26 protein-coding genes are annotated in these 24,909 nt (G+C 61.6%); 5 read left to right on the plus strand and 21 right to left on the minus strand.

Features of this window, described 5'->3' with window-relative positions; all coding sequences use genetic code 11:
• Window positions 1–14 precede the first annotated feature (14 nt).
• Genes PI87_RS12925 through PI87_RS12935 form a run of 3 tightly spaced genes read right to left on the minus strand, consistent with a single transcriptional unit; the run spans window position 15 to window position 2,651 of the window.
• A complete protein-coding gene (locus PI87_RS12925; RefSeq protein WP_039598172.1) occupies window positions 15–1,484 on the minus strand; it encodes an aldehyde dehydrogenase in 1,470 nt (489 codons plus the stop codon).
• A 31-nt stretch (window positions 1,485–1,515) separates the two neighbouring features.
• Window positions 1,516–2,112, minus strand: a complete 597-nt coding sequence (locus PI87_RS12930) for a thiamine pyrophosphate-dependent enzyme (RefSeq protein WP_039598173.1) — start codon at window positions 2,110–2,112, stop codon at window positions 1,516–1,518.
• A 5-nt stretch (window positions 2,113–2,117) separates the two neighbouring features.
• Window positions 2,118–2,651 carry a thiamine pyrophosphate-binding protein gene (locus PI87_RS12935; protein ID WP_039598087.1) on the minus strand — a complete coding sequence of 178 codons (534 nt, stop codon included), beginning with the start codon at window positions 2,649–2,651 and terminating at the stop codon, window positions 2,118–2,120.
• Window positions 2,652–2,694: 43 nt separating this feature from the next.
• Here PI87_RS12935 and PI87_RS12940 point away from each other — a divergent pair, with 43 nt between their 5' ends.
• On the plus strand, window positions 2,695–3,705 hold the full coding sequence (locus PI87_RS12940) for a LysR family transcriptional regulator (protein WP_232313988.1): 1,011 nt from the start codon (window positions 2,695–2,697) through the stop codon (window positions 3,703–3,705).
• Window positions 3,706–3,742: 37 nt separating this feature from the next.
• On the opposite strand, the gene PI87_RS12945 is transcribed toward PI87_RS12940, so the two are convergent.
• Window positions 3,743–5,101, minus strand: coding sequence for an MFS family transporter (locus PI87_RS12945; RefSeq protein WP_084209951.1), 1,359 nt, complete (start codon window positions 5,099–5,101; stop codon window positions 3,743–3,745).
• 190 nt (window positions 5,102–5,291) lie between these two features.
• Window positions 5,292–6,188: a glutamate/aspartate ABC transporter substrate-binding protein gene (locus PI87_RS12950; RefSeq protein WP_039598089.1), complete on the minus strand. Its 897-nt coding sequence runs from the start codon at window positions 6,186–6,188 to the stop codon at window positions 5,292–5,294.
• A 381-nt stretch (window positions 6,189–6,569) separates the two neighbouring features.
• Between PI87_RS12950 and PI87_RS12955 the strand changes: the two genes are divergently transcribed.
• Window positions 6,570–6,968 carry a hypothetical protein gene (locus PI87_RS12955; protein ID WP_039598090.1) on the plus strand — a complete coding sequence of 133 codons (399 nt, stop codon included), beginning with the start codon at window positions 6,570–6,572 and terminating at the stop codon, window positions 6,966–6,968.
• A 68-nt stretch (window positions 6,969–7,036) separates the two neighbouring features.
• Here the strand turns inward: PI87_RS12955 and PI87_RS12960 are convergent, their stop codons facing one another.
• Window positions 7,037–8,311: an aminotransferase class V-fold PLP-dependent enzyme gene (locus PI87_RS12960; RefSeq protein ID WP_039598091.1), complete on the minus strand. Its 1,275-nt coding sequence runs from the start codon at window positions 8,309–8,311 to the stop codon at window positions 7,037–7,039.
• 62 nt (window positions 8,312–8,373) lie between these two features.
• Window positions 8,374–9,699, minus strand: a complete 1,326-nt coding sequence (gene gltP, locus PI87_RS12965; protein ID WP_039598092.1) for a glutamate/aspartate:proton symporter GltP — start codon at window positions 9,697–9,699, stop codon at window positions 8,374–8,376.
• A 136-nt stretch (window positions 9,700–9,835) separates the two neighbouring features.
• On the opposite strand from gltP, the gene PI87_RS12970 reads away from it, so the two are divergent.
• On the plus strand, window positions 9,836–10,747 hold the full coding sequence (locus tag PI87_RS12970; RefSeq protein ID WP_039598093.1) for a LysR family transcriptional regulator: 912 nt from the start codon (window positions 9,836–9,838) through the stop codon (window positions 10,745–10,747).
• Between the two features lie 19 nt (window positions 10,748–10,766).
• Here the strand turns inward: PI87_RS12970 and PI87_RS12975 are convergent, their stop codons facing one another.
• The 5 genes from PI87_RS12975 to PI87_RS12995 are packed head-to-tail and all read right to left on the minus strand — an operon-like array spanning window position 10,767 to window position 14,835.
• On the minus strand, window positions 10,767–11,573 hold the full coding sequence (locus tag PI87_RS12975) for an alpha/beta fold hydrolase (RefSeq protein ID WP_039598094.1): 807 nt from the start codon (window positions 11,571–11,573) through the stop codon (window positions 10,767–10,769).
• A 23-nt stretch (window positions 11,574–11,596) separates the two neighbouring features.
• A complete protein-coding gene (locus PI87_RS12980; protein WP_039598095.1) occupies window positions 11,597–12,814 on the minus strand; it encodes a pyridoxal phosphate-dependent aminotransferase in 1,218 nt (405 codons plus the stop codon).
• Complete coding sequence (locus tag PI87_RS12985; protein ID WP_039598097.1) at window positions 12,811–13,455, minus strand: RraA family protein; 645 nt, start codon at window positions 13,453–13,455, stop codon at window positions 12,811–12,813. The genes PI87_RS12980 and PI87_RS12985 overlap by 4 nt, the downstream gene beginning before the upstream one ends.
• A 3-nt stretch (window positions 13,456–13,458) precedes the next feature.
• Window positions 13,459–14,139 carry an RraA family protein gene (locus tag PI87_RS12990; protein WP_039598098.1) on the minus strand — a complete coding sequence of 227 codons (681 nt, stop codon included), beginning with the start codon at window positions 14,137–14,139 and terminating at the stop codon, window positions 13,459–13,461.
• 36 nt (window positions 14,140–14,175) lie between these two features.
• Window positions 14,176–14,835, minus strand: coding sequence for an RraA family protein (locus tag PI87_RS12995; RefSeq protein ID WP_039598099.1), 660 nt, complete (start codon window positions 14,833–14,835; stop codon window positions 14,176–14,178).
• A 136-nt stretch (window positions 14,836–14,971) separates the two neighbouring features.
• On the opposite strand from PI87_RS12995, the gene PI87_RS13000 reads away from it, so the two are divergent.
• A complete protein-coding gene (locus PI87_RS13000; protein ID WP_039598100.1) occupies window positions 14,972–15,880 on the plus strand; it encodes a LysR substrate-binding domain-containing protein in 909 nt (302 codons plus the stop codon).
• 259 nt (window positions 15,881–16,139) lie between these two features.
• On the opposite strand, the gene PI87_RS13005 is transcribed toward PI87_RS13000, so the two are convergent.
• Window positions 16,140–16,856, minus strand: a complete 717-nt coding sequence (locus PI87_RS13005) for a Wadjet anti-phage system protein JetD domain-containing protein (protein ID WP_232313989.1) — start codon at window positions 16,854–16,856, stop codon at window positions 16,140–16,142.
• Between the two features lie 1,022 nt (window positions 16,857–17,878).
• Window positions 17,879–18,157 (minus strand): hypothetical protein, encoded by a 279-nt coding sequence (locus tag PI87_RS13015; RefSeq protein WP_039598102.1) that lies wholly within the window; start codon window positions 18,155–18,157, stop codon window positions 17,879–17,881.
• Window positions 18,158–18,325: 168 nt separating this feature from the next.
• On the opposite strand from PI87_RS13015, the gene PI87_RS13020 reads away from it, so the two are divergent.
• Window positions 18,326–18,562 carry a helix-turn-helix domain-containing protein gene (locus PI87_RS13020; RefSeq protein WP_039598103.1) on the plus strand — a complete coding sequence of 79 codons (237 nt, stop codon included), beginning with the start codon at window positions 18,326–18,328 and terminating at the stop codon, window positions 18,560–18,562.
• Window positions 18,563–19,018: 456 nt separating this feature from the next.
• On the opposite strand, the gene PI87_RS13025 is transcribed toward PI87_RS13020, so the two are convergent.
• Genes PI87_RS13025 through PI87_RS13055 form a run of 7 tightly spaced genes read right to left on the minus strand, consistent with a single transcriptional unit; the run spans window position 19,019 to window position 24,908 of the window.
• Window positions 19,019–19,411 (minus strand): RidA family protein, encoded by a 393-nt coding sequence (locus PI87_RS13025; RefSeq protein ID WP_039598104.1) that lies wholly within the window; start codon window positions 19,409–19,411, stop codon window positions 19,019–19,021.
• A 13-nt stretch (window positions 19,412–19,424) separates the two neighbouring features.
• Window positions 19,425–19,841 carry an acyl-CoA thioesterase gene (locus PI87_RS13030; protein WP_039598105.1) on the minus strand — a complete coding sequence of 139 codons (417 nt, stop codon included), beginning with the start codon at window positions 19,839–19,841 and terminating at the stop codon, window positions 19,425–19,427.
• On the minus strand, window positions 19,838–21,466 hold the full coding sequence (locus PI87_RS13035) for an AMP-binding protein (RefSeq protein ID WP_039598106.1): 1,629 nt from the start codon (window positions 21,464–21,466) through the stop codon (window positions 19,838–19,840). The genes PI87_RS13030 and PI87_RS13035 overlap by 4 nt, the downstream gene beginning before the upstream one ends.
• A gap of 32 nt (window positions 21,467–21,498) precedes the next feature.
• Window positions 21,499–22,683 carry an acyl-CoA dehydrogenase family protein gene (locus PI87_RS13040; RefSeq protein WP_039598107.1) on the minus strand — a complete coding sequence of 395 codons (1,185 nt, stop codon included), beginning with the start codon at window positions 22,681–22,683 and terminating at the stop codon, window positions 21,499–21,501.
• A 1-nt stretch (window position 22,684) separates the two neighbouring features.
• The gene (locus PI87_RS13045) at window positions 22,685–23,536 is read right to left on the minus strand and encodes an enoyl-CoA hydratase family protein (RefSeq protein ID WP_039598108.1); all 852 of its coding nucleotides are present in this window, start codon (window positions 23,534–23,536) and stop codon (window positions 22,685–22,687) included.
• Window positions 23,533–24,129, minus strand: a complete 597-nt coding sequence (locus PI87_RS13050; protein ID WP_039598109.1) for a MarR family winged helix-turn-helix transcriptional regulator — start codon at window positions 24,127–24,129, stop codon at window positions 23,533–23,535. Before PI87_RS13050 ends, PI87_RS13045 begins: the two co-directional genes overlap by 4 nt.
• Window positions 24,126–24,908, minus strand: a complete 783-nt coding sequence (locus tag PI87_RS13055) for an SDR family NAD(P)-dependent oxidoreductase (protein ID WP_039598110.1) — start codon at window positions 24,906–24,908, stop codon at window positions 24,126–24,128. The genes PI87_RS13050 and PI87_RS13055 overlap by 4 nt, the downstream gene beginning before the upstream one ends.
• Window position 24,909 lies beyond the last annotated feature (1 nt).

The following is a 24,909-nucleotide window of genomic DNA, read 5'->3' on the forward strand; positions in this document are numbered from 1 at the left end:
TTGCGCACCGTAGCTTATCGGATCGTGAACGGATTGCCTGTCGCCGCGCCGATGTTCACCCACACGCTCTTCGTTTGCAGATAACTCTGGATAGCGACCATGCCGTTTTCGCGCCCGAGACCCGAATCCTTGTAGCCGCCGAACGGCGACATGAAGCTCACGGCTCGATACGTGTTCACCCAGACGGTGCCCGCCTCGATGCGCTGAGGCACGCGGAATGCGCGGCCAATGTCGGATGTCCACACGCCAGCACCAAGTCCATAGCAACTGTCGTTGGCTATCGCAACAGCTTCATCCTCGTCTTTGAATCGCAGAATGGACAGCACGGGGCCGAACACCTCTTCCTGTGCAATGCGCATCTTGGGCGTGACGCCGGTGAAGATCGTCGGCTCGACAAACCATTTTCCGCTTTCCGGTGCAGGACGGCCACCGCAGACGAGTTGTGCGCCCTCTCCCTGCGCGATGCCGATGTAGGAAAGCACCTTCTCATACTGCGCGGGCGTGGTGATGGGGCCCACCTGCGTGTCGGGCTGCGTCGGATCGCCGCGCTTGGCGGTCTTCGCGAGCGCCAACAAGCGCTCGATGAAGGCGTCATGAATCTCGTCCTGCAGCAGCAGCCGCGATCCCGCAATGCAGGTTTGTCCAGTGGCAGCGAAGATGCCTGACACCGCGCCGTTGACAGCATCATCCAGATTGGCATCGCTGAAGACGATGTTCGGCGACTTGCCGCCGAGCTCAAGGCTGACGTGCTTGAACTGCGCCGCGCACTGCTGATTGATGATGCGGCCTGTGGCATCCGATCCGGTGAACGTGACCTTTTTAACCTTGGGGTGGGTCACAAGTGCAGAGCCGATGTCTGCTCCAAAGCCCGTTACCACGTTGAAGACGCCCGGCGGAAAGCCGGCCTCTTCGAACAGTTTGGCAAGCTCCAACGTCGATGCCGACGTGAACTCGGAAGGCTTGGCCACAACCGTGCACCCGGCTGCCAACGCTGGCGCGATCTTCCAAGCCAACAGCATCAACGGCGAGTTCCATGGCGTGATGGCCGCGACCACACCGAGCGGCTCCGCGCGGGTGTAATTGAAGTAGCCCTTCTTGTCGAGCGGGATGACGGCGCCTTCAATCTTGTCCGCCAGGCCGCCGAAGTAGTAGAACCACTGCGGCAGGTAGTTTACTTGCGCGCGCATTTCGGCCAGCAGCTTGCCGTTGTCACGCACTTCGGTTTGTGCGAGGCGTTCGGCATCGCGCGTGATCAGGTCGCCCAGCTTCCGCAGGAGCGCGCCGCGCTGCGTGCAGGTCAACTCCGCCCACGGACCCGAGCGGAACGCGCGGTCCGCAGCCTCCACAGCGCGTTCGACATCTGCAGGCGTGGCGCGGGCAACCATCGCCCAGGGCTCGCCCGTGTATGGGTTGTGCGTTTCAAACCAGCGCCCATCGCTCGCGGGAGCGTGGGCGCCATCGATGAGCATTGGGTACTGCTGCATGGCGGCGCGGTCCAAAAAAACGATGAACGAATTACAGCGGGGCGAAGCCCAGGTGTTGACGGAAACGGTTCTTCACGAACACGCCATCGCGCGGCGGCAGTGCACGCTGGCATTCCTCTGACGAGATGTACACCTGCGCGAGCGTCATCCCTTGGCGACGCTTGATGACTTCTACCAGTTCACCGACCTGCTCTGCGGATGAAATCTCCAGCGTGTTGGGCACGCCGAATGCCTTGGCAGCCGCAGCCAGGTTCGCACCCAGGCTCGTGTGGCTCTGCTGCATGCCGGTCTCGCCAAAGTGGCCGTTGTCCAGCACGACAACGGCCAGGTTGTCCGGACGCTGAGCAGCCGCGGTGGCGATGCTGCCCACGCCCATCAGTTGCTCGCCATCGCCGGTGATAGCGATGACCTGTTTGTCCGGCTGGGCAACTGCCAAGCCCAGAGCCACCGAAGTCGATCCGCCCATAGCGCCCCACAGGTAGAAATTGCTGGGGCGGTCGCCAGCGGCAAACACGTCGTAGGACGGTGAGCCGAGACCAGTCACAACCAGGGCATCGGGAAACTGCTTGAGCAGCGCCGCCACGAAGGCCCGGCGGTCGATCGTACGTTGTTGAGTCGAGGTCGTCATGATGTTCAGCGAATCCACTTTTTACGGCCAATGAGACTTTGGGAGAGCAGCACAGCCACGCGCTGGCCTGCATCGAATGCGGATACCAAGCCCGCATCAATGATCTCCGCTGCGTCTTCCGGTCGGTCAACGCGATAGACGGTGATACCCATCAGTTCGAGCGCGCGCTGCGTTGCGAGCCCCATGGGGGCTTGCCACGGGTTGAACTCGGCGTACTCACCGCGCATGGTCACGATGGTCATGAACGGAAAGCGGCAGCTATCCAGCAGCGAGAACATGTTCACGCAATTGCCCACCCCACTGCTCTGCATCAGCAGCACAGCGCGCTGACCGCCGAGCCATGCGCCGCTCACAACGCCTACGCCCTCCTCCTCGGTCGTCAGGACGATGTCTCGAATGTCAGGGTCGGCGATCGCACGCTTGATGACATGGGAATGCCCGGCGTCGGGCACATAGGCAACTTGCTCGACGTCGCGCTGCTTCAGTACCTGGAAGATGTCTTCATGCCAGGTCAGATGATCAGATGTGGGGTGATTCATGGCGGTTCAGTGGGTTGATGGAACTGCGGAATGAATCATAGAATTGACTGGCAAGCTTTCTGAAATACAATTATTTGATGGCTCAATCACCGCTTGCGATAAGCCATCAAGAGGCTCACCCAGCATGGACATCAGGCAATTACGCGCGCTTCTGGCCGTAGCGGAAACGGGCAGCGCCACCAAGGCTGCAGAGATGTTGCGCATCGTCCAGCCTGCGGTATCACGGCACATCCGGTTGCTGGAGGAGGAGTTCGGCGTCGAGTTGTTCGGCCGCGAGCGGCACGGCATGGTGCTGACCGAGGCCGGCAAGACACTGGCGGAATATGGGCGGCGTGCGCTGCAGGAACTCGATCGCGCGCGAGCCGAAATCAAGCCGTCGAGCGGCGCGATCACCGGCACCGCGTCGCTAGGCTTGTTACCGAGCACATGCGAGCTGCTGGCGCCAGAACTGGTGGCTGCGATCAAGAACAAGCATCCGGCGTTGGTCGTGCGTCTCACTGCCGGCTATGCCGGCAACCTAGTGCAATGGTTGGAGGCGGGCGATGTGGACGTTGCATTGCTCTACGATGTGAAATCCAGTGCGGGCCTGCACCTGGAGCCGTTGTTGGATGAACGCCTCTATCTGGTTGGCCCGCCGGGCAGCGTGGCGCTGGACGACGTGCATGATGTCGCAGCGCTGCAAAACCTGCCGCTGATCCTGCCAAACGCGCCACATGGCCTGCGAACGGTCGTGGAACACGCCTGTGCCGTGGCCGGTATTACGCCAACGGTCGCGGTCGAGACCAACTCGCTAAATCTGCAGAAATCCCTCGTAGCCGCTGGCTTTGGCTATACCGTCCTACCCACATCCGCCGTGTCAGAGGAAATCGCCAGCGGCGCGCTCGCTGCGGCCCCGCTGGATTCGCCGGACCTTTCGCGCCGCATCGTCTTGGCAAAACTCATGACGCGACGGGTGTCGCCAGCGGCCAACGTCGCCTCGTTGGAGCTTGTGGCGCTTGCGCGGCGACTCGTACTGAGCGGCGCTTGGCCGGGCGCGAGCTGGGTCGGTACGTAGCCCGTCGCGCCGGAAAAGCTGTTCGCTCGACCGTCGGTCAAAACAGCCTGAAACGGGTATTCCGCTCAACCTCGCCCGATCCATCCAGATAACCATGCTTGCCCAGATCAGGCAGCGCCACAGAGGCAAGAAACCCGACTGCGGCAAGGACCGCGACATACACGAAAAAGTACCACTCGATGTGAGCGGAACGCAACGCTAGTGCAACGTACTCCGCGGTGCCGCCAAACGCGGCGTTGGCCAAGGCATAGGGCAAGCCGACGCCCAGCGCGCGCACCGAGGACGGAAACAGATCGGCCTTCACTAGGCCGGCAATCGGCGTGTAGAAGCACGAGATGAGCAGGCCCCCTGTGACCAAGGCAAACGCTGCGTAAGGGTTAGAGACCGACTTGAGCGCAAACAGGATGGGTGCGACCAACACGGATGCCAGCCCTGTAAACAGCAGCATGTGCGCTCGAATGCCAAGACGATCCGCCAGCATGCCGAACAGTGGTTGGCAGAGCATGAAACAGACCAGTGACGCGGTCATCACCACGCTGACGGTCTCGGCGCTCATGCCTGTCGACACCACCAGAAACTTCTGCATGTAGGTTGTGAACGTGTAGAAGTACAGAGAACCACCGCCGGTAAACGCGAGTACCAGCAGAACTGCCCTCTTGTGCTTGAGCAAACCGCGGATGGAGCCCGCCTCCTTGCTTTTCATGCCGGTTCTGGAGGCTGTCTCGATCATGGAACGCCGCAGATAGACCACGACCACCGAACTGATGGCCCCCATGAAGAAGGGGATACGCCAGCCCCACGCCTTCAACTCCGCGATACTCAGTGTGTGCTGCAGCGTCACGACAGTCAGCAACGCCAGCAGTTGGCCAGCAATGATCGTGAAGTATTGGAATGAGCCGAAAAAGCCGCGGTTTCCCCGTGAGGAGGCTTCGCTCAAGTAGGTCGCGCCAGCTCCATACTCCGCGCCAACCGACAACCCTTGGATGAGACGCGCCACCACCAGCAAGATCGGCGCAAGCATGCCAATGGACTGATACGTCGGCAGCACCGCGATCATCATCGACCCGCCGCACATCATGAAGACGGCAATGATCATCGATATCTTGCGGCCGCGCGTGTCGGCAATCCAGCCGAACAGCCAGCCGCCTAGCGGCCGCATGAAGAAGCCCGCAGCGAACACGCCCGCGGTCGAAAGCAGCTGGCTCAGTTGATCACCGCTTGGAAAAAACGCAGACGCGAAGTAGATCGCGGTGTAGGCGTAGACGAAGAAGTCGAACCATTCCACCAAATTGCCGGAGCATGCTCCGATGATTCCGCGAACACGTTGGGATCTTTGGGCGGCGGCTGGGCGAGCAGACGCGCCATCGGCGGTAACGCCGATGTCTTCATGCAACATCACTGTCTCCTGGTCTTTTTTAGTAGGTACCAGTCTCGGGCTATCGCCCTGGCCGGACAATCTCGAAAATGCGAACCGCGCGTTCGGTGCTACCGAACGCGGCATGCCCGGTGCCGATTGCGAGCCCCGCACAGCCTGCTACAGCGGCCGCGGAGGTCACCGAGCGGCAACCTCTGAGCCTGACGCCTGTTCAGTCGAGCGCCTTGTCGTTCGGGTGTTTCAACAGCGCCTTCATGTCGTCGGACATCGGGAAGTCGAGGCTGAACCCTTTTGGTGGAACCGGTTGGGTGAACCACTTCGTATACATCGCCTCGATGGTGCCGTCCTTCATCAACCCGGCGATCACGTCGTCCGCCAGCTTTTTGAACTGCGGATCATTCTGGCGAAGCATGCAGCCATACGCCTCTCTGGACTGAGGCTTACCCACGACAATCCAGTCCGAGGGGTTCTTAGCCTTCGCACGCTCGCCATACACGAGCGCATCGTCGTTCATGAAGGCGACGGCTCGCCCCGTCTCAAGCGTCAAGAATGACTGTGCCTGATCCTTGCTGCTGATGATGTTCATGCCGAGCTTGCGCTCATCATTCATCTTGCGCAGCAACCGCTCCGTTGTGCTGCCGGCATTGACCACCACGTTCTTGCCCTGCAGATCGGACCAATCCTTGATACCGCTGTCCCTCTTGGTCAGCAGGCGCGTTCCGATAATGAAGATGGTGTTGCTGAACGCTACTTGCCTCTGCCGCTCGAGGTTGTTGGTCGTGACGCTGCACTCCAGATCGATGGTGCCGTTCAGCAGCAGCGGAATGCGATTCTGCGCTGTAAGCGGAACCTCCTTCACCTGGAGGTTTGGCAACTTCAACTGCGTCTTGATGGCCTCCACGATCTTGAGGCTGATGTCGTGCGAGTAGCCGACCTGTCGTAGGCCACCCAGGTTGTAGCTAAACGGAACAGAGCTCTCGCGCACGCCGAGCGAAATCACGCCCGTGTCCTTGATCTTCTGCAACGACGGGCCAAGTTCAGCGCCGATGGCCTGCTGCGATACCCAATGCGCCGCAAGTGCGACACAGGTCAGAATGACCTTCTTCATGCTCCCCTCCTCGTGTGGCCAACCCATAAGGTGTCGGTCTTCATGCACTTGCATTCGAGGCGCTGGCGCGGTTGGGCATGCGCCGCTCTGCTTGGCACCGCCTTGCCCCGTGGTGAGTGTGTGATGACCCTTGGCGAGCCATCCTATATGGGGGAAGCCACTGACATGAAATACCATTTTCTGATGCACCTATCTTGAACTTTGATAGGCCATCAAAGTGGCTGCGCAACTCAAGGCAGTAACTTTTGAAAATGGTTTTGGGACGATTGAATGGCTGTCCCCAACCAGCGCCGGCGAGAGTGAGGCAAGCGCGCGTTATTGGCTTACCATGACCTGCAACGAAAAACTTGAGCACCGCAATCGCTTGTGGCGTCGCTCCATATGAACGATCTGCCTTACCTGGATTTCCAGCAACTCGAAAACCTGGCTTCACGCTCCGACAGCGTGCAGATGCCTTGTGAGTGTTCCAAGACGTCGCTGGCAGGCTGGTCCAGCCTCCCCGTCTCTTTCCCTGAAGAACAGTTGCAGCGCATCGGCACGCTCGTCCAGGGCAATGTTGACGAAGCTACCTTTGCAGAGTTCCACCCCGGCGGCACGGGGTATTGGTCTGATGATGCACCGATCGCCCCTCGTTATCTTCCGTACAACCGGAGCGATGTCTGGGAATGCATGGTTTGCGACCGCGTCTTCCTTCGATATACGGAAGGAGGCGGCTATTTTGTCGATCAGCGCATTCGGGCACTGAGCTGTACCCTGTTGGTGGACGCTGCACTGCCCTAGCACTACTCCATGCGCACAGGTTTCTGCCGCGCAGAGCAAAACGGCCCGGACGATCCGGGCCGTTTTCTTTAAAGTGCTGCCAACTCTTCTGTGATGGCGAGAAAGCGCACGATGTCCCTAGGCGTATGGCAATGCAGCGGGGATACCCGCACCGCGCCGGAGAGGTTGAACGACTTCAACATGCGTCCAGAGTAAAGGCTGGAGGCGACCCGTTCGTAGACAATGACCCCGCGCTTCTCATACTCGCGCACCGCTTCGGTGGGCTCAATATTCTGAAAGCCCACGCCAACGATCAGGTCGCGCTGCGTTAGATCAGGATGGTCCCAGTAGACTTCGATGCCACGCATCTGACGCAGACCGCCCTGCCCGCCATAGCCATCCAGCAACGCCGTAAGTAGCGCTCGTTCATGCTGTTCAATCCGGTGCATACCTTCAACGAACAGCGCGCGGCGGTCGGTCTGATCGCTGAAATACCGGCCGATCCACGTCACGTAGTCGACAATCGTGCTGACTACCGCGAATTGCGCCGGCGCAGGGCTGCCCAACTCCCATTCTCCCGGCTGCTTTGCGCTCAGCCGGTGATGAGGAAGCCCCGCCGCGCGCGGCGAGAGCCATGACATGCCGGAACCACGGCAACCAAAGAATTTGTACGGCGCGAAGTTGATGCCGTCGACCGGCGTCTTCTTCAGATCAATCACACCGTGAGGGGCGTGCTGTACCGCATCCACAACGATGAACAGCCCTGGCTTCTTCGCACGTGCTCGCTCCACGATGGTGGCGATATCGAGCTTCGCGCCGGAGATGTTCGAGGCATAGATCACGCTCAACAGTGTCGTGTCTTTGTCGACGAGCGATAGGATCTCGTCCACGTCCACGCCACCTGTCTCCGGGTTGCTCCGTGCAACGCGCAGCGTCTTGCCCGTGCGTTCCGCATAGAACACCATCGCATCGTACGAAGACGGGTGCTCCAGTACGGTGGTCACCGCGTTGGTGCCTGGCACGTTCTCCATGATGGCTCGCACCATGTCGAACATCGCGCCTGATGCCGTTAGTGAAGCATAGATGCTGCCGCCTTCTGCGTTGAGGATGGTCCGGATGTCGCTCTCACCGCGCGCCTGCACGTCCTGGAGATGGCGCGCGCGCTCATGGATACGCTCAGGGCAATCCGGCAGTGCATCGATACCCGCATATGCCTCCAGGGCAGCCTTGAGTCGGAACGAACCGCCGGCGTTATCGAAGAACAGTCGTTCGCGCCCGTCCATGTCGCGTTCGACATGGTGAAACCGCGCGACGATCTCTCGCATCAACGCTTCGGAAAAGAATTCGCCTTTGCTGGCATCCATCTGAATAACTCCGCTGTCTGACTGATGTCTGATCGCTGCTTGGCGGCGTGCGATCTTGCTGTTCATGCTTCGAGCGAGGCGAGATAGGCCTCGCCCTTCTTGGCGTCATATTGGCGTTCCCACTTGGCGATCACGAGCGGTGCCAGTGCATTGCCGACAACGTTGAGTGCTGTGCGGCCCATGTCCATGATGCGGTCCACACCCGCGATGAACGCGAGCCCTTCCAGCGGCAGACCGGCACTGGCGAGCGTGGCGAGCAGGATCACGAACATGAAGCCGGGTACGCCCGCCGCGCCTTTCGAGGTGACCACCATCGTGAGTGTCAGGACAAGCTGCTCCTGCCAGCCAAGATGGATGCCGTACAGCTGCGCGACAAACAGCGTGCCGATGCCGAGATAGATGGATGCGCCGTCCAGGTTGAACGTGTAGCCCGTAGGGACAACAAAGGCCGTCACGCTCTTCGGTACGCCGTAGTCCTCCATCTTCTTCATGAGCTGCGGCAGCACCGTAGCTGAGCTACACGTGGAAAACGCGATGATCAGTTCGTCCTTGATGACACGCAACAACGTGAGAATGCGGAAGCCGAATAGACGGGCAGTCACGCCCAGCACCGCAATGACGAACACCGCAATCGCCAGATAGGTCACGGCAACAAGCTTGAGCAGCGGCAGCAGCGATGCAAAGCCGAAATTGGCCACCGTAACGGCAATCAGTGCACAGACCCCGATGGGGGCATAGTGCATCACCATGCCCGTCACCTTGAACATCGCCTCGGCGATACCTTTAAGCGTGGCGACCACCGGCTTGCGGAACTCCTCGGGCACGGACTGCAGGCCCAAACCGAACAGCACAGAGAAGAAGATCACGGGCAGCAGGTCACCCTTGGCCATCGAAGCCAGAATGTTGTCGGGAACGATGCTCAGCACCAGCGCCATGAACCCGTGGTGGCCCTGCACTTGCTGCGTGACCTGCTGGTAACGCGAAATGTCGGTATGCGCTAGTTGTGCCATATCTGTGCCCGCACCAGGCTGGAACACGTTCCCGATAACGAGGCCCAACACGATCGCTATGGTCGTGATGACTTCGAAATACACCAGCGTCTTCAAGCCGATCCGGCCCAGCGTCTTGCCGTCGCCCACACCCGCGATGCCGATCACCATGCTTGTGAAGACGATCGGCACCACGATCATCCGGATCAGCTTGATGAACATGTCGCCAGCCGGCTGGAGCAGCCCGGCAACCACGCCTTCCCGGATCTGCGGGAAGTGATTCAGAGCGAGCCCGACCGCAATGCCGACGGCCAAGCCAATAACGATCTGCCATGCGAGGCCGATGCGAGGCTTGGGGGATACGCCCTGCAGGGGCGGACTTTCGACTGCGGATTCCATGGTTGTCTCCTCTTGTAGTCATATCCGTCTGCTCAAAGCAGGCGGCTGGACACAACCATAAGCGTCTTAAATTAGAACAAAAAGCGATTTTTTTGTATGATGAATAATCGCTTTTTTTCATATATTGGAGCTAACGATGCTGACGTTCAAGCAGATGGAGGCGCTGTATTGGATTGTTCAGTTGGGCTCTTTCGAAGCCGCAGCGAGTCGGCTTCATGCTACGCAGTCGGCAGTCTCGAAGCGCGTGCAGGAGTTGGAACGCATCTTCGACATTGAGGTGTTCGACCGCACGCACCGCAGCGCACGGCTCACCGAGAAAGGCTCGGAGATCTTCGAATATGCAAAGGAACTGCTGGAGCGGCGCGATCAGATTGTCGAGCAGATCAGCTCAAAGGATGTACTGGTCAAGCAGGTGCGAATTGGCGTCACCGAACTGACGGCGCTCACGTGGCTTCCTCGCCTGATCTCCGCGATACAGGCCGAATACCCGAAGGCCAAGGTGGAAGCCGAGGTGGATCTGACAGCGACACTCCGTGAGCGCCTGGCAGCCGACACCATCGATCTCATCGTGGTTCCGCAGACCCACGGCACGGAATCGTTCGCCACGACTCAGGTTGGCGAGGTGGAAAACGCCTGGATGTGTTCACCGGCGCTTGGGCGCAAGAAGGCGAGCATCGCGCTAGCCGAGATTACGCAGTTTCCGCTGATCTTGCAGGGCACGCAGTCTGGAACGGGCTACCTGTACATGCGCTTTCTTCAGGAACAAGGCATCGGTACGCCGCGCATTCTGGCAAGCAACAGCTTGATCGCGCAATTGGGCCTGACACTCTCAGGTCTTGGCGTCAGCTATCTTCCGAAGGCGTGTCTGGGTCATATGGTTGCGCGTGGCGCACTTTCGATCATCCGTACACAACCTGCCTTACCGCCGGTTCGGTACGTTGCCCTGCACCGCCCCAGCACGCCGCAGGCATTGGTTGCCGTGATTGCCCGGTTGGCAGCACAGACATGCGATTTCAGCTCGAACCTTCTCGACCCAGGCAGCGACTAAAACGCTCTTGCGGAAGGTTTCAACGCGTACCCGCGTGAAACGCGGCAATCGCCTTCCACATCAGCACCGGATTCGAATACATAGGAAAGTGTCCGCACTCCGGAATCTCAGCCAACACGACGCCCTGCTCGCGGATGTGGCTCAGGTATGAAAGCGAAGCGTTCTGCGCCCCATACATGAACATGCGCGGGAATGGCAGGCCGAGAAACTTGCGCATCAGATCGCCGTTGTCGGACAGGTCGACCATCGAGCGGAAGATACCGCCCACTGCCCCGGCCCGGACCTTGTGACGCAGGCTCGCGGCGTATAGCGCGCTTGCATAGGCCGGTGCATGCCGGGTGCGCTCGATGAAATCGTCGAAGAACCGCTCGGCGTCTTCCCGCGGGTGGTCGACGATCTGCCGGCTGAGAAAACAATCCTCGGGCGCAATGTTGCCTTCAATATCAACAAAGCTGAGCACCCGCTCGGGATGCCGGTGCGCGAGCATCAACGCGGTCAGGCCGCCCATCGAGTGTCCGATCAGATGAAAACGCTCGAAGCCGATGCGCTCCAGTACAGCCAGCGCCGTGTCGACCAGGAACTGGATGCTGATTCTCGACAGATCGGCACAGCGGGTTTCGCCGCAGCCGGGCGCGTCATACGCAACGAAAGGATGGCCGGCGAATTCCGCATGGCGAAGGATATCGGCGTAGTCCTCTTTGGTGGAACCGAAGCCGTGCAGAAACACGATCGGCGCCTTTTCACCATCGCGATGGATGGCAGCGATGTCCACCGCCGCACCATCGATGATGAAAGCAAACTGCGATTTGACGAACTCCTGAGGCATTGAACTCACGCTCCCGAGTGCACTCATGCAATGAGCGCGCGACAGAAATCCTGAATGGCTGTGCACGCTTGCCGCAAGGACGCATCATCAAGCGCATAGGCAATGCGAATGTACGACCCAAGCCCAAACGCACTGCCGTGCACGGTCGCCACACCTGCTTCGTCGAGCAACGCGTTGACCACAGCCTCGTCGCTGTCCAGGCGTGTACCCGCCAAGGTCGTCTTGCCGATCAGGCCTTGGCAGGATGCGAAGGCGTAGAACGCGCCTTGTGGCACTACGCAGTGCAAGCCCTGCGCCTGATTGAGCAGTTCGACCACCATATCGCGTCGGCGCTGGAACACCGCGCGAGACTGCTCAATGAAGTCCTGCGGCCCCGTCAACGCTGCCAAGGCCGCGTGCTGGGAGATCGTGCCTGCACCCGAAGTCTGCTGGCCCTGCAGCTTCTCCATTGCCTCAATCAGCCAGCTAGGCCCAGTGCCAAAGCCGATACGCCAGCCCGTCATCGCATAGGCTTTGGAGACACCGTTCATCGTCAGCACGCGCTCGCGCAGCCGGGGCTCGACCTGGGCGATGGTGAAGAACGCCAGATCGTCGAAGATCAGGTGCTCGTAAATGTCATCGGACAACACCAGCACGTCAGGATGATCAAGCAGGACACCCGCCAGCGCGAGAAGCTCCTCGCGCGTGTACACCGCCCCGGTCGGGTTGGAAGGCGAGTTCAGGATCAGCCAACGCGTTTTGCGCGTCAGTGCCTGCTCCAGCGCCTGCGGGGTCAGCTTGAAACCTGTCTCCGCACCGCACTCCACGATCACCGGGCGTGCGCCACAGAGTTGCACGATCTCGGGGTAGCTCACCCAGTACGGCGCTGGGACGATGACTTCGTCGCCTTCATTGAGCGTGGCCGCCAGCGCATTGAAAATCACCTGCTTGCCGCCGCTGCACACGAGCGTGTTACGCCAGTCGACGTCCAGGCCATTCTCGCGCTGGAACTTGGCAGCGATCGCCTCGCGCAGCGCGCGCAGCCCTGCCACCTGCGTATAGCGGGTGTGGCCGGCACGGATGGCCGAGATACCGGCCTCACGCACGTGCTCGGGTGTATCGAAGTCCGGCTCCCCGGCACTCAGCGAGATGACGCTGGCACCGCTGGCACGCCGTGCCGCCACGCGATCCATCACGCGGTACGTGGCCGACGGTCGTGCGGCAGCCAGGAAGCGGTTCAATCCGTAGGCGGGATCGGTCATTGCGCTGTCCTCCAGCTCGTGAGGCCCATCAGTTCCAGCGTGCTCTTGCCTTGCTGCAAGGCACTCATCATCTTTGCCTCCTTGTCGGCGCGGACCTGACCTTGGGTGAGCGTCTGCGCGACGTGATCTGCGGGAATGACGAGCACGCCATCGTCGTCTGCCACCACCAAGTCACCGACGGCGACCGGTGTGCCAGTAAAGCTGATCGGCTGGCCGACTGACGGTGCGCTGGCCTTGATCGTGCCGCGCATGGAGATGCCACGGCTAAACACTGGAAAGCGTCGCGCGGTAAGTGCAGCGATGTCGCGCACGCCGCCATCAATGACGAGGCCAACCACGCCGGCCGCCTCTGCTGCAACCGTCAGCACTTCGCCCCAATAGCCCGCGACGAAGCCGCCAGTCGAAATGACGAGCACGCTGCCGCGCGATACGCGCTCCATGGCAATGTGGATGGACAAGTTGTCGCCCGGCGAACATTCCAACGGGTAGGCCGGGCCAGCAATCGATGCGCCAGGCCATACCGTACGGACGGCCGGATCGACCGCGCTCGTAGACAAGCCTGACGCTTCGAACAGCGTCGAGGTGCCGAGTTTGCGCGCCCGCTCCAGCAGCGCCGCGTCGTAGGTCTTGATCGTGCTCATGGTTCAGGCCTTGGATTGCAGCGTGTGATAACCCAGCGCAGCGCGGGCCTCGCCCAGCGCTTTGCCCTGTGCGATCTGCTCGCGGATGTGCGATTCGACTTCCTCAATCTGGCGGGCGATCTGCGCGACTTCGCGGGCACGGGCGCGCGGCACGATGACAACGCCGTTTGCGTCCGCAACTACGATGTCGCGCGACGCGACACGCACGGTGCCGATACCGACCGTTGCGTTCACCGACTCGACCTGCACGCGGTCCTTACCGGTACGCATGAAGCGGCCTGCCGTGAACAGCGGGTAGTGATCGCCCAGCGCCTTGTTCACGTCGCGGCAGACGCCGTCAATCACCGTGCCGGCAATGCCGCGCAGCCCTGCGTACTGGGTCATGATGTCGCCCCAGACCGTGCAGTCGGTGCGGCCGTCGTTGTCGATCACGACGACATCGCCCTCGGCCACGTCGTCGATGAAATCACCGACGGTGCCCGCCGGGACGCTGGCCGGCACGTACTTGACCGTGAAGGCCGGCCCGACCACGACCTGCGTGTAGTCGGCCAGCGGCATGATGCCCAGCGCCTGACCATGCAAGCCGAGCTTGTCCATGGCGTCCGAGACGCCGGGTGTGTCGAGGCCAGCAAACAGCGCGACCAGTTCCTGGTCCTCCGCGCGGGCCTTCTGTGGATTCGTCATGTGCAACTCTCCAATCGAAGCATGTCTGTTGTCTGATCAGCGGACCGCGATGGCCTCGAATTCCTTGTCGTGCATGACCTCGGCCACGGAGCGGCCGGCACGCACGGCGGCCACCATGCCGTCCTGACGGCGCGCAATGCGCTCACCAAGGTCGAGCACCTCTTCGATGCGGACAGCAGGTACGAAGACCGTGCCGCAGCGGTCAGCGATCACGTAGTCGTTTTCGTGCACGGTGACGCCGGCCATCTGCACCGGCTTGCCGGAGTCGATCTGGATCACCCGGTTACGCGCGCTGATCATCGTGATGCCGCGGCCATAGACCGGGTAGCCGATCGATTCGCTGCCCTCGATGTCGCGGCTCAGGCCATCGATGACCGAGCCGCGAACCTTCCTGGCAGTGGCCGCGTTGGCCAGGATGTCGCCCCAGCAGGAAATGCCATCCGCACCGCCGGCGATCACCAGTACGCGGTCGTCTGTCTCGATGGCATCAATGACAGGCGAAATCAGGTGCACCGTGGGCTTGGCATCCGCCTTGGGGCCGAGTTGGATGGTGCTCGCACGGCCGACGATCTTCGGGCAGTCCCACAGCGGGCGCAGGCCAACCGTTGCGCCCGGCAGGCCAAGAAAATCGAGCGCATCCGACACCGTGTTGGTATCGAGCGATGCGAGGCGTTCAAGGAGGGAGGTCTGGGTCATCACGCTGGTTTCCGATCGCAGTGAGGCAATCGTGGTCTCAGCGGTCTGATATGTAAATTTCTCATTACGTATCTGTCTGATACGATTTCCAGAACAGAGAGAACACACCGCCATCCAGCAAGGAGACACATCCCAGATGAGCAACGCGATTGACTTCAGGCTGATACGGCAGTTGTGGATGTTTCTCGTCGTGGCCGAGGAGCAGCACTTTGGGCGGGCGGCGAAGCGTCTGAACATGTCGCAACCGCCGCTCACCGAGCAGATCAAGGTGCTGGAGCAGTCGCTCAAGCTGCAACTGTTCTATCGCTCCCGACGCGGGACCCAGCTCAGCCCTGCAGGCGCGGCCATCCTGCCTGCAGTCCGCCAGTTCGTGGGCCAGGTCGAGCGCCTGGAGCGCGTCGTGCGGGAAGTGGCCGCCGGCCAGTCCGGCGTGCTGCACGTCGGGGCCATTACGTCTGCGATGCTGGATACCGTCCCGCCCCTGCTGAACGCACTCAAGCGCGCGCATCCGAACCTGACGGTATTCGTGAGCGAAATCGATAGCGTCGAGGCCATTCCCGCCCTGGAAGCGGGCGAACTGGATATCGCCTTCGTCCGCCTGGATGGTGAGCTAGGGAGCGGCATGGCGACGATGCCGCTGGCTGAAGACCGCCTCGCCGTGGCGCTGCCCAAGGACCATGCGCTGGCCGCGCTGCCAAGGGTGCGCCTGCAGTCGCTTGCTGATGAGCAACTGGTGATGTCGTCCCGACAGGTCAGCCCGGTCTACTTCGACATGCTGACCTCCATCTGCCGCTCGCACGGCTTGACGCCTCGCGTGATGCGCGAAGTGCGTTCGGTCACATCGCAGATTGCCTACGTCGGTTGCGGCCAGGGCGTCGCGCTGGTACCGGCGTCCATGCGCAAGCTGGCACCGGAGAACGTCGTCATTCGGCCATTGAAAGAGAAGGTGATGGTGCTGACAGCCGCGGCTGTCTGGAATACGAACCGCCACCATCCCATGGTCGATGAAGCGGTTTCGTGGTTGAAGCAACAGCACGGATGCTGAGGCGTGAACAGTTTGGTTGGGGTACCGAAAGGGGGCGCCTAGGACAAAGTGCTAAGCGTCGCTCGCGCAACGTCCGCGCACCACCAAAGCCGCTCTGAAGAAGCGATAGACTGCAGCGACGAGGTCGATGAACAGGACGTGACTTCCTGACGGCGAGGTTCCACATTCGTGCCCTTGCGACATCTGATTGAGTGGAGTGTTCAACGGGTAGGCATCCGCGCAAGCAAAGCCTTTTGCTGTGGCGGATCACGCCAGGAAATCATGCGCCGTGCCACTCGCACAAGGCTTTGTTGACAAGTTCCTTCGGCAAGAACTCTTGTTCCAGGCGCCCCCTCTCTTGCGTCAGGAGATAAGCAAAGAAGGCTCCCTCGTCCAGAGTGAGCCCGTCGGGTATCCCGCCATCCACCGGAACCGGCTCGCACACCGCCAATTCCGGCGCGTATTGGTCAAAACAATCCTGGTCCATGAGCAATGCTGTCACGGATGGGATCGCCAGGCGCACCCTTGCAAGCATGCTCAGGCCCCAGGTGTCCATATCACCCCAATACGCTACCCGCTTACTGGTCAGCCACGCATCATGCACCCACCCCAGGCTCAATCCGGCGCCCAGAATCGCTACCGCGCCGGACAACTCCGGTAGCTGATGAAGAGATCGCTCGTTCTCGACAATGACAACATGACTTGCAACCGCGGCAAGCTGAAACAGTTCACTCGCCCTCACGCGCTGCTGGCGAAACGGCAACAACGCATCGCGCTGCTTGCGCGCAATCTCCAACTCCTGTCGGATCTGGGCGAGCGTATCGAACTCGGATGCAACCTCCAAAGCCCGCTGGAAGGCCGACCGATCGTCGAGCACCAGATCGCGGAACAGATCATCGATGCTGTTGAGCTGCTTCAGGCCCGCAGCGCGATTGAGCAGCGTAAAAGCATTCTCACCGACTTCAAAGAGGCGGCGCAGCTCGCCGATAAACGCCAAGCGTAAGCCGAAGCTTATCTGGATTCATCACAATAGCGAGATAGTCGACCCGTTCAACGGCGACGAGACCCAAGAACCGAATGTTACGTGGGGATCGGCATTTGGTGGTAGGTGGAATCTGTGTGGTCCGACACGAGAATTTCGTCTTCTGCAGGTGGTCGATCGACTTGTCGATTTCATCGATCGCTGTCTGGAAGCGCCTGGAGGCAAGGTCGCCCGCATTGCACTTGCAAGCATGAGGTCAATCTTCAGCTTCTGGATTGGCTCACGGAGATTGCTTAACAAGCTGTGGGCTTCTTCGAGCTTCTTCAGGGCTGGTCGGATACGAGGCAGTACTCGGTATCCATCGTTGGTACCAGCTTGCTCCAACAATGCTTTCGCGTGCTTCTGCTGATGGCGGTCAGCCGTTTGCAGGTTTGCGTTGGCTTGCTCCAGCGCCTCCTGTGCAAAGACGGGAATATGCCTAGCCCTGGTCCGGCGGCGCGCCGGCACGACTTCTGTCGCCGCGACCGTAGGTTGTTCTGCCGACCGGGATTCGGGCTCGTCCTCCCTGACCTCAGCAAGGTCCACTTTGGCGTGTTCGGCAGCATCAAGGGCCGTATACGTGGTCGACGGGACGAGTAGCTCCCATGATGCCGGACTGCGCAGTACGGCAAGCTCCCTCAAAGGAACAAATCCAGGTGGGTACTCCGGTGGCTTTCGGGGAGCGGTCAAGATGTTTCTCCATACGCGAACTGGCGGCGTGTCGCCGCAGATGTCAGACCGGGTAAAGCCGGGACAAATAGGGGCTGGGAATCAGCGCGCTATTCGCGTACGAGTTCGTCCAGACGGAACGAACGTGCGGCTGCCGAAACCGACCGCTAGGGTCGATTGGTGACGGCGAATGTCCTTGGCAGCCATGGAGATATGAGCGGTTGAGTCGATTCGTGCTATTACACAGTCAAACCATACACCATCGGGCGTTTGTGTGGTCCGCCGAAGATGTGCAAAACTGAGAAAACCGAAGAGTTCGCGATGCATGCCTACCGAAGATCATCCCACGCGCGGCAGCGCTCTCCGACGGCTGGCTGGTACATGAACTCGTGGTCGCGCTCTTCCGGAAGCAGGCGCACCGCGTAGAACTTCGCACTCTCGAAGTCGCACCTAATGCTGATCGTGCTTCCGTGATGTAGTGAAACTTCCAGCTTCTTGGCCGCTTCATGGAAGAGCAGCCCTTTCACCTCACCTTGATCGAGCACAAAGTCAAAGCCACTCTGCACGGCCCGAAAAACGATCTTGCCGCCCTCGAATCCGATCCGCAACTCGCAAGCACTACACCCAGACTTACCGGTCGATCGATTCCGGCCACGAGACTTCACTGTACTCCCCCAAACTAACCGTAGCTATTGAGGCTCGACATCTTGCATGCCGAATGGATATGCCAATCATAGTATGTAGAATCATAGTGTGCAACGGCCGACATTTGCCGCATGTCCGTTGCGCCACAGAACTGCCGTCTCGTCACCATATTCGCCGACAATGTTCGGCGCGAACGTCTTGCGCTCGGGCTGTCTCAAGAGGAACTTGCCGAGAGGGCCGGAATACATCGGACCTACGTTGGCATGCTTGAGCGCGCAGAAAAGAATGTGACCATCTACAACATTGAGCGCATCGCCGTCGCACTGAAAGTCGAGCCCTCGACTCTCCTGCAAAAACACCGGCTATAGCATCTGGTATGCCGCGCCGCAGGTGTGCGCTGCTTCACCCTAGTTCTGAGTTGCTGCCGGCAAGGCAGCCTTAACAAGTAGCCCCGTCGTTTCTCCCCCCTCTCGCCAACCGTCCCTTTCCCAAGGGCAGCCAATTGATGTTGGAACACCCCAACGTCAGTCGACGGTTCATCGACAACTCTGTAAGTAAACAACCCAACACCGCTCTTCACTTCAATAGTGATACTCAGTCCAAGAGAAGCGGCCATCCGCATCAACGGTTGATACCATCCCTCCGCGCTTAGGTGTCACATGGAGAGACATTGGCACCAGATTTGGAGAGCAGACTGGTGCCGACAGCCCTCCAATCCGCGGTTGGTACAGACATTTTTGTACAGGTACAAACTTTTTTGTATTGGTATGGACTTTTTTGTACAGGTCCAGACTTTTTTGTACTCCGTCAGCAGAGATCATCGGCTAGTCCGGCACGACAGCCGTCACTTCAATCTCCACCTTCGCCCGATCCTCCACCAGCGCCGCCACCTCCACCGCCGTCATCGCAATGCTGAAACTGCCGATCAAGTCGCGGAAGGCCCGGCCGATTTCCGGATAGGCCTCAACGTAGGCCTTCTTATCGGTCACGTACCACGTCATGCGCACGATGTGCTCGGGCTTGGCACCGCCTTCGGCCAGCACCTCGACGATGTTCTGCAGCGCCTGGCGTACCTGGCCGCCAAGGTCATCGGTATGGAACACGCCCTGCGCATCCCAACCGATCATGCCTGCGACGAAGACCATGCGCCCGCGCGCGGATACGCCATTGGCGTAGCCTTTCGGGCGCGGCCAGCCGGGAGGAAGCAGTACTTGCATGATTGGGTTCCTTTTATTGTTGAACGCACTCGCCCAGCGCCTGCCGCACATCCGGCGGCACCGCAATGGCGCGATGCGTATTGAGATCGGTAAACACCAGCACCTGCTGCGAGCGCACGCGCTGTTCATCCCCCGCCCAGCAGTCGAGCGACAGTGACAGCGATTTGCCACCCAGCCGGTCCAGCCTCAGCTTGAACTGCACGTCGTCGCCCATGCGGCTGATGGCGCTGAACTCGCAGCCCAGCTTGACGATGGGCAGGCCGATGCGGCGCGGCCCCAGCATCTGCGCATATGAGATGCCCAGGCCATCGGTAAACCAGTCTTCGACCAGCCCGTTGAACAGCACGAGGTACTGCGGAAAGTACACAATGCCGGCCGGGTCGCAGTGAGCAAAGCGGATGCGCGTCGTGCGCTCAAAGTGATACGTCATGGTTTGGTGTTCTCGCGCAGGCGGTAGCGCAGCAGCTTGCCGACTTCACTGCGCGGCAGGGCCGAGCGAAACTCGATGGCACGCGGGTACTTGTACGGCGCCACCGTCTGCTTGACGAAATCCTGCAGCATCTTGACCATCTCCGGCCCTGGCTCATGGCCCGGATGCAACACCACGAACGCCTTGACGATCTGGCCGCGCTCTTCATCCGGCACGCCGATCACACCGCACTCGGCCACGGCCGGATGCTGCATCAGCGCGTCTTCCACTTCCGGCGAGGCGATGTTGTAGCCCGACGAGATGATCATGTCGTCGGTGCGCGAGTGGTAGTGAAAATAGCCCTCGTCGTCCATCACGTAGGCGTCGCCCGTGAGGTTCCAGCCGTCGCGCACGTAGGCGCGCTGGCGGTCGTCGGCAAGGTAGCGGCAGCCGGTCGGGCCCTGCACCGCCAGACGGCCCACCGTGCCCGGCGGCACAGGGTTGCCTTGGTCATCCACCACGCGCGCAACGTAGCCGGGGACGGCCTTGCCGGTGGCGCCGGGGCGCACATCGGCATCGGCGGCGGAGATGAAGATGTGCAGCATCTCCGTCGCACCAATACCGTCGATCAACTCGATGCCAGTGGCGTGCTTCCACAGCGTGCGCGTGGCCACGGGCAGCGCTTCGCCCGCCGACACACAGCGTCGCAGCGGCGTGGCGCGCAGTTCTTCACCACGCGCGGCGATGGTGCGGTACGTGGTAGGCGCGGTGAACAGCACGGTGGCACCAAAGGTACGGATACCTTCCACCAGTTCATTGGGCGAGGCCTTCTCCAGCAGTACCGTCGACGCCCCCACGCTCATCGGAAACAGCAGCAGGCCGCCCAGTCCGAACGTGAACGCCATCGGCGGACTGCCGATGAAGATGTCGTCGGCACGCGGCTGCAGCACATGCGGAGGCCAGCACGCGCAGATGGCCAGGATGTCACGGTGGAAATGCATCGTCGCCTTCGGCACACCGGTCGTGCCCGAGGTGAAGGCAAGCAGGCAGGTGTCATCGGCGGCCGTGTCGACATTGGTGAACGTGGTTGGCTGGCGCGCCATCGCGGCCTCCAACCCTTCTGGCGTGTCATCGTGAAAGTGCAGAACCCGCACCGGCTTGGCCGCCTGCATATCGGTCGCATTAAGCGCATCGTTCAGCTCGTCGATCAGCCGTGCATCGCACAGTGCAAAGCCGATCTCGCCCTTGGCAATGATCTGCCCCAGCTCCTTGGCGCGCAGCAGCGGCATGGTCGCCACGGCAATCGCGCCCACCTTCATCACCGCAAACCAGCATGCCGCCAGCATCGGGCTGTTGGGCGAGCGCAGCAGCACGCGGTTGCCCGGCACCACGCCCATCTCGTTCACCAGTACGTTGGCGATGCGGTTGGCGTGCTCCTGCAAATCCGCATACGTCCAACGGATGCCGGGGGCCTGGATGCAGAGACGGCCGCCCTCGCCTGCCGCTACGCGACGGTCGAGCAGTTGGGTTGCGCAGTTGAGCTGCGCCGGAAACTGCAATGCCGGCAAGTCGAAGCGATACACCGGTTGCAGCTCCGCCGGCGGCAGCCGGTCGCGGGCGAAGGTGTCGATATGGGCGCTGGGCATGGAGAGCTCTCCGTCTCTGGCGTAGGGCGTGTTCAGGGCTTGGCGGGTGCCGCCGGGCTGACGTTCCGCAACAACTCGCGCGCGATGATGAGTTGCTGCACTTCGGTCGCACCTTCGTAGATACGCAGCGCGCGAATCTCGCGGTACAGGCGCTCCACAGGTTGCTCGCTCACCACGCCCAGGCCACCCCACATCTGCACGGCGGCGTCGATCACCTGCTGCGCGTTCTCGGTGGCGGTCATCTTGGCCATGGCGGCTTCGCGCGTCACGTTGCGGCCCTGGTCACGCTGCCACGCGGCGCGGTAGGTCAGCAGCGCGGCGCTGTCGATGGCGGTGGCCATCTGCGCGAGCTTGGCCTGCGTGAGCTGGAAGTCAGCCAGCAAGCCGTTGAACATCTTGCGGGTGGTGGCGCGTGTCAGTGCTTCGTCCAGTGCGCGGCGCGCGAAGCCCAGCGCTGCGGCAGCCACGGAGGTGCGGAACACATCGAGCGTGCGCATCGCCACCTTGAAGCCCTCGCCCGCCGCGCCCACGCGTTGGCTGGCCGGGATGCGGCAGTTGGTGAAGCGCAGGCGCGCAAGCGGGTGCGGCGCAATCACGTCGATGCGCTCGGCAATCTCGAAGCCCGGCGTACCGGCCTCGACGATGAACGCGCTGATGCCGCGCGCGCCCGGTGCCTCGCCCGTGCGCGCAAACACCACGTAGAAATCCGCAATGCCGCCGTTGGAGATCCACGTCTTCTCGCCGTCGAGCACGTAGTCGGTACCGTCTTCGCGCGCGGCGCAGGCCATGGCGGCCACGTCGGAACCGGCTTCGGGTTCAGACAGCGCAAAAGCGGAGATCGCCTCACCGCGCGCCACCTTCGTCAGATAGCGCTCACGCTGCTCCGGCGTGCCGTGCAGCGAGATGGCGCCCGAGCCCAGCCCCTGCATCGCAAAGGCGAAGTCAGCCAGGCCGGAATGGCGCGCCAGCGTCTCGCGGATCAGGCAGATGGCGCGTGTGTCGATGGTCTCGCCCGCGCCACCGTGCGCCGTGCCGCCCACTGCGTGGCGCAGCCAGCCGCCTTGGCCGAGCAGCTTCACCAGCGCGCGGCATTCGGCATCCACATCGGGGCCGTGGTCGTGCGGGATGTGCTTCGTGGCCCAGGCATCCAGCTCGGCTTCGAGTTGGCGGTGCTTGTCGTCAAAGAACGGCCACTGCAGGTAGTCCTTGTCGCTCATGTCAGTTGCCCTCGAATACCGGTTTTTGCTTGGCGACGAACGCGTGGTACGCACGCGAGAAGTCTTCGGTCAGCATGCAGATGGCCTGCGCTTGCGCCTCGGCCTCGATTGCCTGGTCGATCGTCATCGTCCATTCCTGATGCAGCATCGTTTTGGTGATGCCATTGGCGAAGGTCGGGCCGGCGGCCACGTCGGCGGCCAGCGCTTGCGCCTGCGCCAGCACCTCGGCCGGTTCGCACAGGCGGTTGAAGAAGCCCCAGCGCTCACCCTCTTCGCCGCTCATCGAACGGCCGGTGTAGAGCAATTCGCTCGCGCGGCCCTGGCCGATGATGCGCGGCAGGATGGCGCACGCGCCCATGTCGCAGCCCGCCAGGCCGACGCGGTTGAAGAGGAAGGCCGTCTTGCTGCGCACGGTGCCCAGGCGCAAGTCCGATGCCATCGCCAGGATGGCCCCAGCGCCAGCACACACGCCATCAATGGCAGCAATGATCGGCTGCGGACACGCGCGCATCGTTTTCACCAGCTCGCCCGTCATGCGCGTGAACATCAGCAGCTCGGGCGCCTTCAGTTGCACCAACGGGCCGATGATCTCGTGCACATCACCGCCGGAGCAGAAGTTGTCGCCCGCGCCCACCAGCACGATAGCGTTCACGTCATCTGCCCATTTGAGCTGGTGGAACAGGTCGCGCAGCTCGGCATACGAATCAAACGTGAGCGGGTTCTTGCGCTCGGGCCGGTTGAGTGTGATGGTGGCAACGCCGCCTTCCACGCTCCACTTGAAATGCGTCGCTTTGTAGCCCGCGAGCGGGCGGCGGTTGCCGGCCAACAGGGCCGGGTCAATGCGGTCGGTCATGATTTGGTCGTGTTCGTTTGAAGTTGATCGTCGCGGGCGTCCAGCTCGGCCTCGCGCTGTGCGAGATGCACGCGCAGGTGGCCGAGCTGCGCATACAGCGCGTCTTTGTTGGTCATACCCAGGCCTTCGAACATTTCGATCAGCCAACGTTCATGTTCGGCAGCCATCTCGGCGAAATGGCTACGGCCCGCCTCTGTCAGCAGCACGCGGAAGGAGCGGCGGTCATCCGGGTCCGACTCGCGTTTGACCAGACCTTCCTTCTCCAACTGATCAGTCAGGCCGGTGACGTTGCCGCCGGTCACCATCAGGTAGCGCGACAGCACGTTCATGCGCAGGCCATCCGGGTGGCGATCAAGCTGCGCCAGATAGTCGAAGCGCGGCAGCGTGGTGTTGAAGCGCGTGCGCAGGCGCTGGCGGATCTGCTGTTCGATCTGCGTGCTGCAGGCCAAGAGGCGCAACCAGATCTTCACGTCCACGTGGTCATCCACATGCGCTCGGGCTTCCAGGCCGATGTGTTCATCGCCCAGCGCTTGTGCGACGGCGTGGTAGCCAGACACGCGCGTGGCGAGTGCGGTCTTGCGCGGCTTGCTCACATCACCTCCCCACCGGAGACCGAGATGGCCTGCCCAGTGATGGACGATGCGCCATCCGAGCACAGCCACACCACGGCATTCGCCACTTCATCGGGCGTGATCAACCGGCCTTGCGGATTGCCCTTCACCAGCTCGGCCAGCGCTTCTTCTGTGCTGCGGCCGGTGCGGGCGACGATGCGGTCGATGCTCTCGCGCACGATGTCGGTTTCGGTATAGCCGGGGCACACGGCATTGACGGTGACGCCGCGTGCGGCCAGCTCCAGCGCCAATGAGCGCGTGAGGCCGATCACCCCATGCTTGGCCGCCACATACGCTGACACATATGCATAACCGCGCTGTCCCGCCGTGCTGGCAATGTTGACGATGCGGCCGTGGCCTGCTGCCTGCACATCCGCCAACGCCGCCTGCGTGCACAGGAACGTGCCCGTCAGGTTCACGGCCAGCATGCGCTGCCATTGGTCGAGCGTGGTCTTGGCAAACGGTGCGCTCTCGGCCTGGCCCGCGTTGTTGACGAGGATGGAGATCGGGCCAAGGCCGGCGCGCGCCGATTCGAATGCCGCCGACACACTCGCCGCATCCGCCACATCGCATGTGACGACCTGCGCGCGGGCGCTATCCGGCAACGTCTTGGCGGTCGCCTCCAACACAGCAGCGTTTCGCCCCATCAGCGTGAGCGTGGCGCCTTGCGCCGCGAGTTGCGCGGCAATCGCAGCGCCAATCCCCCGGCCTGCGCCGGTGACGACGGCATGGCGGCCCGCGAGCATCGCTGGTGTCGGCATC

This window comes from Ralstonia sp. A12 (assembly GCF_000801955.1).
In the GTDB taxonomy this organism is placed as follows: Bacteria; Pseudomonadota; Gammaproteobacteria; order Burkholderiales; family Burkholderiaceae; genus Ralstonia.